The sequence below is a fragment of the Mesorhizobium sp. LjNodule214 genome (assembly GCF_964252735.1).
Taxonomy (GTDB): Bacteria; Pseudomonadota; Alphaproteobacteria; order Rhizobiales; family Rhizobiaceae; genus Mesorhizobium.
The window spans coordinates 2089006-2104625 of the sequence record NZ_CAXUPE020000002.1; the positions used below are offsets into that span (position 1 = coordinate 2089006).

Annotated in this window: 12 protein-coding genes; 10 read left to right on the plus strand and 2 right to left on the minus strand. The window is 56.9% G+C overall.

The features are described from left to right. Nucleotides 1-117: 117 nt before the first annotated feature. Entirely contained in the window at nt 118-867 is a 750-nt protein-coding gene (locus ACSQ3Z_RS23860) for a class I SAM-dependent methyltransferase (protein WP_436173704.1), read from the plus strand. Nucleotides 868-881: 14 nt separating this feature from the next. Here ACSQ3Z_RS23860 and ACSQ3Z_RS23865 read toward each other — a convergent pair whose 3' ends face one another. Together ACSQ3Z_RS23865 and ACSQ3Z_RS23870 are read right to left on the minus strand one after the other, a co-directional pair. After that, entirely contained in the window at nt 882-2048 is a 1167-nt protein-coding gene (locus ACSQ3Z_RS23865; RefSeq protein ID WP_436173705.1) for a glycosyltransferase, read from the minus strand. A gap of 14 nt (nt 2049-2062) precedes the next feature. Then, nucleotides 2063-3610 (minus strand): GMC oxidoreductase, encoded by a 1548-nt coding sequence (locus tag ACSQ3Z_RS23870; RefSeq protein WP_436173706.1) that lies wholly within the window; start codon nt 3608-3610, stop codon nt 2063-2065. Between the two features lie 298 nt (nt 3611-3908). Between ACSQ3Z_RS23870 and ACSQ3Z_RS23875 the strand changes: the two genes are divergently transcribed. From ACSQ3Z_RS23875 to ACSQ3Z_RS23915, 9 genes are all read left to right on the plus strand, one after another. Further along, nucleotides 3909-5261, plus strand: coding sequence for a glycosyltransferase family 4 protein (locus tag ACSQ3Z_RS23875; RefSeq protein ID WP_436173707.1), 1353 nt, complete (start codon nt 3909-3911; stop codon nt 5259-5261). Between the two features lie 142 nt (nt 5262-5403). After that, entirely contained in the window at nt 5404-6561 is a 1158-nt protein-coding gene (locus ACSQ3Z_RS23880) for a glycosyltransferase (protein WP_436173975.1), read from the plus strand. Next, a complete protein-coding gene (locus ACSQ3Z_RS23885; protein WP_436173708.1) occupies nt 6558-7700 on the plus strand; it encodes a hypothetical protein in 1143 nt (380 codons plus the stop codon). The genes ACSQ3Z_RS23880 and ACSQ3Z_RS23885 overlap by 4 nt, the downstream gene beginning before the upstream one ends. A gap of 35 nt (nt 7701-7735) precedes the next feature. Then, nucleotides 7736-8950 carry a glycosyltransferase gene (locus ACSQ3Z_RS23890; RefSeq protein ID WP_436173709.1) on the plus strand — a complete coding sequence of 405 codons (1215 nt, stop codon included), beginning with the start codon at nt 7736-7738 and terminating at the stop codon, nt 8948-8950. Then, a complete protein-coding gene (locus ACSQ3Z_RS23895) occupies nt 8934-10430 on the plus strand; it encodes a lipopolysaccharide biosynthesis protein (protein ID WP_436173710.1) in 1497 nt (498 codons plus the stop codon). The genes ACSQ3Z_RS23890 and ACSQ3Z_RS23895 overlap by 17 nt, the downstream gene beginning before the upstream one ends. Nucleotides 10431-10484: 54 nt before the next feature. After that, the gene (locus ACSQ3Z_RS23900) at nt 10485-12614 is read left to right on the plus strand and encodes a hypothetical protein (RefSeq protein ID WP_436173711.1); all 2130 of its coding nucleotides are present in this window, start codon (nt 10485-10487) and stop codon (nt 12612-12614) included. Between the two features lie 261 nt (nt 12615-12875). Next, complete coding sequence (locus ACSQ3Z_RS23905; RefSeq protein WP_436173712.1) at nt 12876-14159, plus strand: O-antigen ligase family protein; 1284 nt, start codon at nt 12876-12878, stop codon at nt 14157-14159. After that, nucleotides 14156-15100, plus strand: a complete 945-nt coding sequence (locus ACSQ3Z_RS23910) for a glycosyltransferase family 2 protein (RefSeq protein WP_436173713.1) — start codon at nt 14156-14158, stop codon at nt 15098-15100. Before ACSQ3Z_RS23905 ends, ACSQ3Z_RS23910 begins: the two co-directional genes overlap by 4 nt. Before the next feature lie 127 nt (nt 15101-15227). Next, nucleotides 15228-15527, plus strand: coding sequence for an exopolysaccharide production repressor protein (locus ACSQ3Z_RS23915; protein WP_436173714.1), 300 nt, complete (start codon nt 15228-15230; stop codon nt 15525-15527). Nucleotides 15528-15620: the final 93 nt, after the last annotated feature.

Sequence of the window (15620 nt, forward strand, 5' to 3'; positions counted from 1 at the left end):
TTGGCCGCCGCTCGCCTGGCCTATGTGCGCCCACACCAGAGCCAGCCCTTTGCGGACCGTCCACATGGCACTCTCTTTCGTGTATGTTTCATAGCACTGTGCGGCAACGGAGAGCTGATGGTGTCCGACGTCGAGCATATAGCCGGGGTTCAGAATGCTGCTGCGCAGTCGCCGACTTTATGGAAACGAGTCCGCAGACGTCTCTATCGCTTCACGTTCACCAAAAGGAAATTGTCGACCAAGAATCTGGACCGATTGTGTCGCGAATTTGCGACCGCTGAGCGGACGCTGGTGATCCATTCCGAAGACGTCGACTACAAGCCCCATTTCCCCAACGCATTCACCGTCACGAAGCGGCCCGACAAACCGGCGGACATGCATGTCGATTTGTACTACCGGGATTTGAGCAAGATCGCTTCGGAAAGCTATCCAGTCATCGTCTGCACGGGCCTTCTCGAGCACATACCCGATCCCGAACGCATCGTCGCGGATATGTGGCGCATTCTCGAGCCTGGCGGTCGTCTTGTCATTTCCGCGAGCGCGGTGTTTTCATTCCATGAATGCCCGGACAACTTCTTCCATTTCACCCCCTATGGCTTCAAGCTGCTGTTCAAGGATTGGACGCGGTTCGATATGCTCCGCGGCTCGAGTCAGCCCTTTGAAACGATCGGAATTCTGATCCAGCGCATTCACTTGCAATGTGACATTTTCCCGCTCGCCCGGCCTTTTATCGAGCTATTGTTTCATACCATCAGGGTCTTGGACGTCTTTGTGGTGAGACAGTACGAGACGCGTCAATTCCTGGATGAGCGAAGCCGAATCGACTCCATGTTGCCGTCAAACCTGCAGGCGGTGGTGGTGAAGTGACTTCCTTGGGCAATTCACGTGTGCGCAGTATGCCTAATCTCTTGCGCGCAATTGCAATCCATTGGTACCTGCGCCGCCACCATGCCCAGGGCGATTAGGATCTTCTCTGCACGCTGTTTCCAAGTATAGCCCGATAGCAGGAGTTCGCGCGCGGAGCGCCCCAGGCGTCGTCGTTCTGCGAGATCCTGAGCAAGGCGCTCGAGCGCTGCCGCCCAGGATCTGACATCATCAGGATCGCAGAGCAATGCGGTAACGCCGTCGGTCAGGATTTCGCGCAAGACAGGCAAATCCGAAGCGATGATCGCTTTCTCCGAGGCCATGTACTCGAATATTTTCAGCGGAGACATCCATGACGCCACATCCATGCGGCCGTTGGACACAATTACGGAACGCTTGTACGGCGCCAGGACGACATCGAAATGAGCAAGCTTGGCCGGAACAGCAGCGTGAGGCAGGGGTCCATGCAAAGTCAGATTGGGGAGTGTCGCTGTCCGCTCCTTCCAATATTGAACATCTTCCCGGCGCCCACCCACAATGTCGAAATGGGCCCACGGACATAGAGGTGCCAAATCGGCGATAATCTCCATGCCCTTGCCGGGGTAAAGGTGTCCGACATATCCGACCGAGAGCTGTGAACGTGACGGCGCCTCGATCGGTTTGGGAGGAGATATCATTGCGTCGGCGCCGTCAGCAGCCACAATGATCTTGGAATCGAGAGAGGGAAAATCCTTGAGTACCGCGTCGGCAATTGCTTGAGAAATGGCGACCAAACCCCTTAGGCGTGGATTTTGCGTCAGCGCCGCAAATGCGGCCTTGGACTTCGGCCCAAATGAAAGATGGTCGTGATGCAATTCCAGCGCGGCGGGAAATCCGGCACGCGCAAGCCACAGCGCGAAGCGCGGCTCTCTCGTATACACGAGGTCAATGCGAAGGATACGCGCCAGCATAACTCCAAACATGATAACCCAACGGGAGTTGGGCTGCCGAAGCCCTATGGTCCACACCCTGAAACCGTGCTCCAGCCCGTAGTGTTCTGCCAATTCACCTTGCAGGCGCCGACGGAATCGACCTGAGACAATGAGGGTCACATCCGCACCTGAAGCGGAGAACGCGCTGCACATCTTAGCGATATTGACGGTATGCGCCTGCGGTCCTGGCATAGCCGTCGCGGTTAAGTACATTATCCGCACGGATCTCACTCTCGGCCCAGCACACGGCTCAAATGATCGCTCAATCGAAGGGATAGAGCGGCGATCGTCAGGAACGGATTGGCATTGCCGTATCGCGGAAAGACGGAAGGTCCGGCGACAAACAAATTGTGCAACCGGTGGACACGGCAGTTCTGGTCGACGACTCCTTGGCGGGGATCGTTGCTCATTCTCGTAGTACCCAGGAAATGCGAGTGAACAGCTGTGAGGGGCCAGGAATCCGAATCGCGAAGGTAAGAGTAATCGAGGTGGCCAACATCATGTGCACGAAGGAAGCGATCCAACATGTCGAGAAAGGTCATAGCCGACCTGCGATCCGCTAGATCATATCGCCATCTCAGGTTGAGCAGCTGGCGCCCTTCCCGATCGCAGTCCTCGGAAAGGGTCAGCCTGTTCTCGGCGTTCGAATGCTGATCCAAGTTCAATCGGACCACGAAGGCATGTGCTTTGGCCTGCAATCGTGCAGCCTGTCCTAGGCGGTCAAACGCCATCTTGCCCGAGGCAATCAGAAGACGTCGTAACCTGGCGCTTCGATTCACGATCGGCGCGCCTCGGAATGCCGCGCTCTTGATAGACTCGAAGACCTTTTCGGCCTTGTATTCGGCAATGGGGTAGAGACGCGCGCAATGGTTCAATGTGCCGATGGAGATTTGCGTAGCCGTGGAGAGCCCGATACCCGCTCGTACCTGCACCCCGTTGCTCGTAGCTTCTCGAAACAACGGATGCTCCGCACTAACCGGTTGTTTAGCCCGTAGGACGGCCAAGTCCGCCTTGGGATGCGTCGAGAAATATCGACCGATTGCCCCCTCTTCGTCCCTCCAGTGACGGCGCGCATAGCCCAGCAAGAGCCGAGTGGTTTCGAGCCCACCGGCGGCGAGAACAAACACCTGAGCTTTGATCGTTTTGTGGTTTTGCCGACGACCGACGGTGACGCTTTCGATGGCCCGCCGATCTCCATTTGGTGTGACGTCGAACACGGGAGCGTCAGTCAGAACCCGTAGATTGGCGAGATTTCCGTCGGACTTTGTCACGAGCTCGGCGACTTTGAAGGCTGGTCGCGACCACATGAGATATTTTATGTCAACCCGATCGCTCGCCGCGAACGTCTTCCAGCTACAGGGCATGCGTGGCAATTCGTTGTAGTGTTCGGAACTGGGCATACCCAAGATGTCCAACGCACGCTCGTAGTATGGAGAAAGTTCGGACAGCGGAAATGGCCAAGCCGGTGAGCCAATGTCCGGCCTTTCCACGAAATCTGCCTCGTCCATTCTCGCCACGCGACCGGCCCAAAGATTTGAAGATCCACCGAGCTGCAAAGCCTGGGCGTAAGACAGATCAACCGCACCGTCGACGTCGAGTTGCGCCAGGGGCGCAGATGAAAGTGGTGTCGGATCCCGGTTTCCCGCCTCCACCAGGATCACATCCATCCCCCCTTCGGCGAGGGGGAGGGCAACGAGCGCTCCGGCGGGTCCGGAACCAATGACGCAGGCCTGGCACGTCAACTCGGTTGTCGTCACATCCAAAAGCGAATTCATATGCGAGGCACATCCCGTTGCCTTGACTGCCTCTTCGAACGAGTCCGGTCCGACGTCACACAAGCGCGGCAAAGGAGAAAAGTATTCGCGCATAACTATACGACGAATAGGCACTCGGCTGTGCCCGGGGTAACAGCGACACGTCTCTGGGACGCCTAAAACATAAATCAAATCTGACCAACTGAAAGCCGTTTGGAACCTGTCCTTATGGATAGGGGAGGTGCGACCCAAGAGAGACGAGGTGCGCCAGGAGTCAGGGTTTGTCTCCATACGGCATGCACTTACCCGAGGACGTGACATGTCGCTCCAACGCAGTAGCACCGCTATCGGGAGGTCAGGAAACCAAAAACACGCCCGGGGGGGCAGCACCACCATCGGTTGGATTGAGCCCGGTAGCGGCGATTTGAAATCACGGGATGCGGAAGGCAAAATTGGAGCGGCGCATCGACTGCGTATCGCTCATGTCATTACTCGTCTCATCAATGGCGGTGCTGATGAGAATACCGTCTATTCCTGCAATTGGGCCGCGCAACGAGGACATGATGTTTTCCTGCTGCACGGCGAGGCGGTTCACCCAGAAATTTTAGCTAAAGTAGACCCGCGGGTGGAACTCATTGGTGTCCCCGACTTGACCCGGTCCATTTCGCCTGCCTCCGACGTGAGGGCATTGTTGGCGCTTACCCGGAGATTCCGCGCCTTGAATGCCGACATCGTACATACGCATACCAGCAAGGCAGGCATTCTCGGCCGTTTCGCGGCATGGGCGGCGAGGGTTCCAGTGGTCATTCATGGCGTGCATATCGTGCCTTTTGTCAATGTCGGCGTCGCCGAGCGGCTCACCTATCTCGCTTTGGAAAAACTGGCGGCGCCAGTCACCAGTGCATTCATCAGTGTGAGCGAGGGCATCCGTGACTTATGCATGAGCGCGGGAGTGGGACATGCTGACAAACATCATGTCGTCTATTCCGGATTCGATCTCGATCGCTTTCGCAACGCCAGTCCGCCTGCCGATTGGCGTGAGTTGTTGCGCTTGACACCGGACGCGCCGCGCCCGCCTGTGCTCTTGATGATCGCGGCATTCGAGCCACGCAAGCGACACGCGGAATTTCTAGAGGTTTTCAAGAAAATCGCCGCCCGCTTACCCGACACGGTACTTGTGCTCGCAGGCGATGGGCCGCTTCGCTCGATCGCCGAATCGCAAGTCAACCGGCTGGGGCTCCAACGCCGAGTGGTCTTTGCCGGTTATCGCGACGACCCCGAGCGGCTGATCGCACTCGCGGATCTCTGCCTGCTCTGTTCCATACGGGAGGGATTGCCCCGCGTGCTCATGCAATATCTCGCCGGCGGCAAGCCTTGCGTCGCTTGCGATCTGCCAGGTCTTCGCGAAGTGCTCCGTCCTGGCACCAATAGCGTGATCACACCCCCGGACGACTTGGGCGCCATGGCCGACGCCACAGCCGCCCTTTTGGAGGATCGCGAAAGACTGGCTTGCCTCGCCCGAGGTGCCGCAGCGACGGATCTTTCGAACTGGGACGCCAAGCGAATGGGCAAGCGGATCGACGCCATTTACCGCCAGGCTCTTAACCAGCATCTGGAGAGCAAGGGAGCGTCGACCAGGCCTCCTGTTCGAAATCTGGCGCTTCCGCGATGAAGTGCCCCACAGAGATCGGGCAGATTGCCGGATTTGTTGGCGGTAAATCCGGTGGATTGATATGAATGTAACAGACGTTGCCTCTGCTTATCCAATGATTACCCCGCGAGTCGAAGCCCTTCACAGCATACGCATCTTGCTCGTGCTCTCCACCTATTTTCCAGAGTCATATGGCGGCGCCGAGCAACAGACGCGGCGATTTGCTCGGGCGCTGATCGAAAGGGGCGTCTCCGTAACCATTTTGGCACCCAGATTGTCACACTCGACGCCGAAACGGTCCGCCATCGACGGAGTGCCCATCGAGCGCCTTCGCTTGCATGCCGCGCCGAATTTGGGCGGGCGGCATATGCTGTCGTTCCTGTCGTGGTGCGTCCAGCTTGTGATCTGGATGCTGCGCCGTCGCGACGAATTCGATGTCGTACATATCATCCATGCCCGACTTCACGCCGTTCCGGCGGTGTTGGCAGGGGCCCTCCTGGGCAAGCCCGTTCTCGCAAAAATGGGCCGCGGCGGACGGTGTTTCGATCTCGACGTTGTGCGCGAAAAGAAATTTGTCGGTCGCTGGGCGTCGTCCGTGATCAAGCGGCACGTCACGGCCTTCATCGCCAATAGCCGCCAAATCGCAGGTGACCTGGAGAGACATGGCATCGAGGCGGATCGCATTCACATGATTCCAAATGGGATTGATCTGCCCCACAAGCCGCGCCGCCAGCCGAGCACAGATGGCACCCGGCGCTTCATTTGCCTTGGCCGCATCGAGCCGGAGAAATGCCTCGAGCACATGATCGATGCGTTCGCGGCTCTTCCCGCCGAGGCGAAGGCGCAACTCACCGTCTTAGGCGATGGCCAGTGTCGCGCCGCGCTCGAGGAACAGACGGTGCGGTTGGGCCTTTCCGGCAGGGTCAAATTCGCCGGCGCGGTCGAAGATGTCTTTCCATTCCTGTGGAAGGCTGACTTCTATCTTTCCACCTCGGTGTCGGAAGGCATGTCAAACGCCCTGCTCGAGGCTATGAGTTGCGGTGTGGTCCCGATCATCACCGATGTCAGCGGTGCGTCCGATATTGTGGAGCATGAACGCAGTGGTTTTTTGGCTGGCTCGCATGTGGAGTATGGCGGGCTCCTGCTTCGCGCGCTTGGCCTATCGGAAGCCGAGCGCGATGCGATGGCGCGCCGCGCCATACGAACTGTCGCTGCGCGATTCAGCATGGAAAGCGTCGCAACACGGCAAATGAGTCTCATCGCGACGCTCGTGCAGAAAGATCGCCATGCGTCAGCTCACGTGCCGGCAAAAGTAACATGAGGCTCATCCTCCATATCGGCACGCATAAGACGGGAAGCACAGCGCTACAGCAATTCCTTTGCGCAAACGGAAAAGGATTGGGCGAGCATGGAATGTACTACGCGTCGCCAGCACACGAGTTCCATTGCAATAGTCTTGTGAACGCACCTTTGGTAGATGGGCAAGAGAGGCTCCGGAATTTCATTCTTGAGAATTTGAGAAAGGGAGAGCAAAACGGAGCTGACACAATCATCGCAAGCTCCGAAAATCTTTATGCTATGGTGCGATATCTGGAATGCTTCCACGCCCAGAACACGAGCGCGGAGGTCCTTGAGAAGGAACGCAATCTCATTGAACGGCTGCACGCCGCTATTCCTGCCCACGTGGAATGCCACATAATTTGCTACGTGCGAAGGCCAGATTGTTATCTTGAGTCCCTTTACAATCAAAATGTAAAGAAGGGCGCTCTGTTTAGCGGCGATGTTGGCGACTTTCTCGGCATAGCTTATGACATGCTGGACTATCATCGTTACCTATCGATCTGGCGCGATGTCTTTGGGAGCACCGCTTGCTCGGTGCGCGCTTACGAAGCGGCTCTGCCGAATCTGATCAATGATTTCGTGCGGCATGTTCTCGGAATTGAGGATATCTCCTCTTTCACAAAACCGCATCTTCGTGCCAATGAGCGGCTAAGCCGAGATCTCCTGGAATACAAGCGGTGTAGAAATGAACATATTCGATATTCCGAGCGCAAATTGGAACGTAGGATCTTTGCGGCAGTAGACAAGAGAATAGCAAGCCCCAACAACAATCACGAATATCTCTCACCCGATAAAAGGGCCGAGCTCCTTTCGATGCTGGAACCGTCGATGGAGCGTCTGCGAACCGAATTTACTCTGCCGCCCTTTCCGGCGTTCGACCTCGAAGCGGCCAGAGCGTCCTGGCAACCTTATCCAGGACTTTCGCTCAAAAACAAGCGAGAGATCGAATTCCACTACCAGGCCGTTCAGCGCCAAGTCTCCTTCCGTCTCGAACGCGTTCTCATACGGGCGGCGTCGTTGGTGCGCGGGCGGCTGCCATTTCTCTCATGGCCTCTCGATTTTGCACGCGCCAGCGGAATACGCCGACTGCTGCTGCAGGCGGCAGGCCGGTTTCAATGAACCGGTTCTTGATGAAGTGAACGCGGAAACAGTGATTGGGCGCCAAAGGAATGAGTAATTTGAAGCTTGTCTATGCGCATCCCGTACCTGTTCCGAGCCAAGCGGCAAACGCCGTACAGGTCGTGAAGGCATGCAGCGCGTTTCAAGCAATCGGCTGCAGAACCGTCCTTGCAATTCCCCTTGATCGACCCGGTACCAACAAGTGGGGCGAAATCAGGAAGGCCTACGATCCAGAGCGGCGTTTTGGTTTGTGGCACATACCATTCGATCATATTCCAGCCCGAAAGCTTGCCTTTGGCGGTGCCGTATCGTTGCTTGCATGGCTGACGGCGCGCGATGCCGTGATCACGCGGTCGATCTCCATTGCCAGGGCTACGGCTGCGGCCGGCGTTCCGACAGTGCTGGAGCTGCATAGCTCGATTGATACCGAGCACCGGGCCGTCATCAGGCGCTTCGACAACTTGGCGAAGTCGAAAAACCTCCTTTCGCTCGTCGTCATCAGCGAAGCGTTGAGGAAACACTTTGAAAGCCGGTGGCCCGAGCTATCAGGTCGCATTCTGTCCATGCCGCTCGGTGGCGATCTCGTTTCAGCGCCCGAGGAAGACGCGATCCCGCTCGGCGGAGATTTCAATGTCGGATATGCGGGGCAACTCTATCCAGGAAAAGGAATGGAGGTCATACTTCCTCTTGCGCAAGCCTGCCCTTGGGCCACCTTTCATATCGTCGGTGGGGCGCAGCATGACATCGACCAATGGCGGGCTCGGGCAGAATCCGAGAGAAATATTATCTTTCACGGATATGTGCCACATGCCCGGATCTCCTCGTTCCTGGCGGCATTCGATGTGGTGCTCGCGCCCTATCAGCGGGTTGTACGAGGCGTCGACAACAATACGACGAACCTCGCTGACTGGATGTCGCCCTTGAAGGCCTTCGAATACATGGCGCATGGAAAAGCCATCCTGTGCAGCGATCTTCCGGTTTTGCGAGAGATATTTACTGCCGGCGAAACTGCCCTCCTTTGCTCCCCGGACGACGTTGTGGACTGGACCCGTGCGCTGACTCAATTGCGCGACAATAAACAGTTGCGGACGCGGCTCGGCGAGAACGCGAGACGGCGAATGCAATGCGAATTCACCCGCGAAGCGTGGGCGAGAAAAATGACTCACGATATTGCAGCACGCTTGCATGCACTAAAACGTAGCCGACCAATTGGACAGTCTGGGTCAAGTCAACTTGGACCAAATAGCTGAACATAGGAAGCTGACTCGAAGGGCAGCCAAGGGCCTCTCGTGGGCGGGTACCACATTGCTTGCTCGAACCTTGTTGAATGTGCTGGTCACGGCCGTTCTCGCGCGCCTGCTTTCCCCCCGAGAATACGGTATTGTTGGCGCTGCGATGATCATCGTGGCCATCGGCAGTAACATTGCCAACCTTGGCATGTCGCAGGTCTTGGTACAGCGAGCGGACATCGAAGAGCGCCATATCGGAACCATAGTTTCCTTGTCGATGGCAACCGCTCTTATCCTCGGCTTGCTTCAATGGGTGTTTGCAGAGCAGATTGCCGATTTTCTTCATGTGCCGGAATTGGTTCTCGTTTCGCGCATCCTTGCGGTGATGATGATCGCGAACGCGTTCAATCTGACCGCCGAGGCCATTTTGTCGCGGCATCTGAAATTCAAAATATCCTCCATAGCGAGGCTGGTCGCCTGGATTGCTTCCAATGTCGGCCTAGCCATTCCACTTGCCTATTTTGGCCTCAGCTATTGGGCCTTGGTGGTCGCGCACATGGCCGAGGCATTCATCTTGGCCGGCATCTATCTCTTCATTGCCAGGGACTATCTCGTGGGTCCTCGTTTCGACATGCAGTCCTACCGCGACATCCGCAGCCAGAGCCTGGGCTATTCGCTGGCAGGTATATCGAGCTTCGTCGCCAAATATATCGACAATGTTATTGTCGCGCGCTTGATCGGCACCTCGGAACTGGGCATCTATTCCCGGGCATTTTATCTGATTGCAATGCCGGCAAATCTGTTCGGCGATCTAAACAAGAGTGTGGTCGTTCCCTTGCTGTCAAAGGTTCACCACGACAAGGCGAGACTCCGCACCGCTCAGCTTAAGGGTTATGCTTTGACAGCGGCGCTTGCCCTGCCGACTAGCGCGTTTCTATGCTGTTTTGCGAAAGAGCTTGTCCTGACGGTCCTCGGCCAGAACTGGATCGGCGCCGTTGCTCCTATGGTCGCATTCTCTGCAGTAATTTATTTCCGCGTCGGTTACAAAGTGTGCGGAGCCGTCACGCTTGCCACAGGCCGCAGTTACCGGACGGCCTTGATGCAATTCATTTACATGGCCCTTGTCGCTGCGTCCGCATTCTTCTCAGCGCCCCACGGCGTGAACGCGGTCGCCTTTGCAGTGTCCGGCGCCATTGCGACGAGTTTCTTCCTTTATGCGGTGGTCAGTTGTCGGATGACGGGATTGTCAGTTCTGGATTTCGCGCGCGTTCATGTACCGCCTGTGGCATTTGCCGCCGTGGTCTTCGCCATTGGCTCGGCGGTCAAAACGCTGCTTGCCGGATCGCCCGACTATCTGGTGCTCGCGACCGGGCTTCTCGTTATAGGTACATTATCTGTCGCTACTCTCTATCTGAGAGCGTCGCTCCTCTTCGGGAAGTATGGTGCGGAAGTCCTGCAAACGCTGACATCCAAGAACGCGAAATGGGTCAGATTTGCATAGTTCATTGTAGCTGCATTCTCGCCGCATCAACGGCCGTCCATCCGAGGATGAATCATGAATGTAGGGAGTTTGAAGAAGCGCAATGGTTGGCAACGGGTGTCCACGGAGGAATCCCGTGCCGGCACGCCGACGATGACCAGCCGCATTTCCCGCCGGGATCTGGCGCGCGGCGCATGCGCCGCCCTTCTGCTGACGGCATCCGGTCGCCCAGGACGGGATGCTTTCGCCGCCGGTCCGGACCAGGGCTCGCAGCAGAAGGGACAACTTTGGCATCCAGATCTGTTCCCGGAGATGATCGTGAAATCCTGGTATCAGGAGGATTTGGCCGAAGGCGAGGTCTCCTCGTGGCAATCCAGCGGCGTGAAGCCTGTAGCTGCGGTGCAAGCCGAGCCCTCTCTATGCCCGACAAAGCTTGGGAAAGACGGCGTCCTCTTCAAGAAGGGCACGAAACAGGCATTGACTTGGCCTGCCGACAACGACGCCCCATACCTTCACCGCTGGTGGCTCGTGATCGCCCGGTGCGATTCCGCAGCCAACTCCGATGCGAACAACGTTTCTGTTTTGTGCGTCAATGGCGCCGAGGGTGGTTCGGTGCACCGCCAGCCGCGCGTCTGCTTCAGGCCATCGAAAAGCACATTCGTTTCACAGGTCGATGATGGCAAGATCAAGAGCGAGGAAGGGAAATGCTCGACGGATTTTGGCGGCTGGAATGTCATGGTCGGGTACCGCCGGGGATTCGTGATGCAGGTTGTGGTGAATGGGGTCAAGACGGCTGGCCAAACGATTTATGCATTGGCACCCAACCGGGTGAAATCCGAGAGCTTCATGGGCGATGTGATCAATCCGATGGGGGCCGATGTCGCGATCGACTGCGTCATCATAGGGCAAAGCGAACTAGATGACTCGCTGATCGACATGCTGATGGGATGGGGCATGTGGCGCGTCGGCCGGCAATCCGACCTGCCCAGCGATCATCCCTATCGCCAGCGCCCTCCTTCATCCGTGGATGCGAACAACAAACCGGGGCGTTACGCATTCGACTCAGCCTCGTGGGAGTCCTGGGCAGCCATCGGCAATGAGCGATATGCTCATCGTGGAGAGGCGGCGCCACCGATCCGCGGTTACACAACGGTTTTTTTTGATGATTTCGATTCCAACACGGTTGTCGATGATTCCAAAGGCGCCCAAGCCAGCATCTGGTATGCGCCGACCTCTCTGGCGAATGTCGGCGTTGACGCCAATGCCCAGCGGATCTCGGCGTCGCCTTCCTCATATGTGCACGACGCCGCCAGCCACACGCTGGCGCTCCGGCTCTTAAATAAGGGCCGCTGGAGAACAGGTGCGTTCTCTTCAGTGAACAACAATGGCCAAGGGCGGTGTTGGGGAAAAGGAATCTTTGAGATCCGCGCCAGATTTCCAAAGATCGCAGCGCCCCGCCCCGGATTTTTTCCTGCTTTTTGGGCGTATGGCAAAGAGCATCTGTTCTGGAGGACGCGCAATCGTCTTGAGACCGACTTTTGGGAATATGATGGTCTCAATGGCGCCTACATCAACATAAGCCAGCACGTTCACAAACCCAAACTCGGTTATGCAGATCCAGAGATCGCGACAGCCGGCGTGCACCGGAAAATAGCCGGTTATCAAGTCGATCCATCAAATGGCTTTCCAGCGACAGTCGACATATACGATGGCGAATTTCATACTTGGTACGCCCAGATCGAGGATGATTATAGTTATTTCGTGATCGATGGCTGGGAAGTGGCGCGCGTTCCGACGAGCCCGGAACTCGCAGCGAAAAAATACATCATGGTGGATTTCGCTTACGATCAAAACAAGGGGCATGCTCAACCGGACCCGTCGCAGACGTATGACATGGTCATTGACTATATAAGGGTCCGGCAGACGGAAACGGATCTGGCTAGGGTTCCGCCGGGTTTCAGCGCATTGCCGACCTTGTCGGGCCGGGCTTCACCAAGCCAAGCGCTGACCGTCGTACCGAACGTGGTTGCGTCGCAAATAGAGTGTCTCTGGTATCGTGACGGCATTCCGATCGTGGGCGAAGCCGGCACAGGCTATGAGCTCGGCTCGCAGGATATGGGGCATAAAATTCGCTGCCATGTTCGCGCAGTCTCTGTGCTCGACCAGCCAGAAGCCTGGACCCCGGAAAGCGAGACCGTCGCCTAGGCCGCATCGACTGCGCACCGTAACGATGCGCCATCACTCTCCGTCGACTGCCTGATGAGCTCTGCCTACGCTCGAGGCACCGTTGGACATTGGAAGACGCAGACCTTCATCGCTGGGCTGCTCTGTCGTGGGCCCACCGCCCCTTTCGTCGTCGACACACCGATGAACCGGCGCAAAGTCTTCTCCGCCCGCCGGCATACCAACAAGAATCTGTCTCCAGGAAAGAGAACATGTTAAAAGGATATCGCGCCGCGTGGGGCTATGATGCGTTATCTCCTCACATTCGCGATACTAAGCCTTTTCCTGCCAATCAGGCTCGAGACGGGTCTTGTATTGCTGCGCCCGTTCGAGCTGATCACATTGCTGTCGCTCATCATTGGCCTCACGACGGGGCGTTGGCGAGGTTTGGTTTTTCCAGCCGGTTTTCTACTCCTCCTGCCCTTCTTGGGCTGGCACATGGTCTCGGCCTTTAGCGTGGACATAGAGAACGGCCTGCGCGAGCTGTTGCAGATGTCCGCAGTGGGCGCCTTTGCGTTGGTCCTCGCACAGGAGGCCAGACGGCTCGATACGCACCAGACAGTGAACATCTTGCTTTTCGGCATGGTGCTGATCCTCGCCTATACGATCGCCTGGCATGTGGCTCATGGCTACCCGGTCGGTTGGAAACATCTGTTCGATCCAAGGCTCGTGTTCACCTTCCTTCCAATTACGCTCGCGGGGCTGCTGCTCTTCGCCAGCCGGGCCAAGCGGCGCAACCTTTGGTTTGCATGGGCAGGGTTACTCCCCCTGCTCGTGCTATCTGGGGAGCGCAAGGCTTTTTTGATCTATCTCTTTCTGACCGCTGCGCTTCTGACACGCGGAAGGCTCGCTGCGATGGTGCCGGCGATCGCCGCCGGCTTCGTGGGTCTTTTTGTGCTATCGACCACGATGGACAACGCCTATATCCAGAAGCAATTGCAGACCATGCTCGATCCGCTGAGCATGGGGCAGTACGAATACCTGGCCGCAAAGGGGAAATATGCCCCTGGAGATACGCCGAGCAACGTCCAGCGCTCGTTTGCCTTCACTCTGTCCAAACGGCTCATCTCCGAACATCCACTAATGGGCGTGGGCACGAACCAATTCAAAAATATCATCGATACTGAGTTCCGCAGTCTTCCTGACGAGTTGCGGCTGGGGATCCATGGCGAATTTCAACGCATATTCACCGAGAATGGCATCATTGGGCTCAGCCTCTATCTTCTGATATGGGCGGCCGCATGGTTTCGGTTAAGCCGTGTTTTAGGCTCGGCACTTTTTCACGGATTGATCGGAGCAGCCCAGGCGCGGCTTCTGCCCCTCGTAGTCCTTGTTCCCTGCGCTTTCTACGTTGGAACGGAAGCCTCGGGCACACGTGCTTTCGTCACACTGATCCTTGTCTCGCTCCTGCCGGAATTGACGGGGCACGGGCTTTGCCTGGTATTGAACAGGGCGCGGAGGTCCCACCCGACGAGCACTGGTCATTCTCGATTTCTTGGCCGCGCCTTGCCAGGCAGCACAAGATGAGTGTTTCGGTCATTTTGACATGCCACAATGAGGAACGCTTCATTGTGCAGGCAGTGGAAAGCGTCATCAATCAGACCGCTTCGAGCGCCATCAGAGAGATCATCATTGTCAATGATGGCTCGACGGACGGCTCGACCGAAGTGATTGCGTCGTTGGTCGATCGGGAGCCGCGCATCCATGTCCTGACAACGGCGGGTATCGGGCCTTCATCGGCGAGGAATCTTGCAATCAGACATGCTACCGGTGATTTTATTGCATTTCTCGACGGCGATGATTTCTGGGCTGAGGACAAGCTTGAGCGTCAATTGACCGCCTTCGGCAATGGCTGCAAGGCAGCTCTTGTCTATGGTGATTTGGTCGACTTTTCCGCTCCAGATCTTTCCGATGCTGTGCCCGTGGCCGTTGGCCGCTATCGCGCGGATCAAAGCGATACGCTGCCGACCTATTTTCTGCTGGATGGGCCGATTGTTCCTTCCAGTATCGTCATGCGGCGGGAGATTGTCGAAGATATCGGGTTGTTCAACGAGACAATCAGGGTTGGAGAGGATACAGAGTTTTGCATGCGCGTAGCCGAGCGCTGGACATTTCAACATGTGGCCGGAGCAATCGTCTATAAACGGCGTCATGGCTCAAACACTACCCGCAGACTCGACGCGCTTCTGCCGGTAGCTGAACACCTCACGCGAGAATGGGTCATCCGACGGCCGGAGCTTGCGCACCTCGCTCGGCGGCGCAACGCCCGTTTATACGCAAAAGCCGGCAATGATTGCGTGGCTCAAGGCGAAAAGAAACGCGGAGCGCGCTTGCTCATTCGCGCGATACTGCACGATCCATTGTCCTGGCGGGTATACATCTACATCTTTCTCTGCACCCTACCTGCAGGCATGGAGCCGCAGGTGCGCCGCGCAGCCAAGCTATTGTTCTACCGCGTCATGCGGTAGGGCGCGTTTATTCGCATTTCCTAATATTTTACCGCTCTGACCCATTCGGATATGTTATGATGGTTAACGCGCCGAGAGCTGGATAGCCAAGGAGCGCGTCACGCGAGCGGCTGCGAGTGGGACGGCGATGTCCTTTTTGCTTTTTTTGCGCGGCCTTATCATAGTCCTGTTGGCATTCGCCATCAGTACATATTTGCTTACCGGCTCGCTCTGGAGCACGTTTGTCCAAACGGTAATTTGCGGGATCTTGATACAGATTGGGTACTTTGTTGCTGTCCTGCTGCTCGTGTGGCGCTCGGTCTCCAAAGAATCCGTGATTCAGAAGTCACACATCGCGCGCGATGAGCCCGAAAGGGAGCAACGGCCGCGCCACTTGGTGAATAAGACGGACCACTTTCCACCTAGAGGAGGACGATCAGCAGGATGACACCCCACACCACGATGCAAAATGTGACTGCAGCCTGTCTTATTCGAGCACTGGAGAGGCGTTCCGCGAGGCGCCAGATGCGCGCAGACCTCT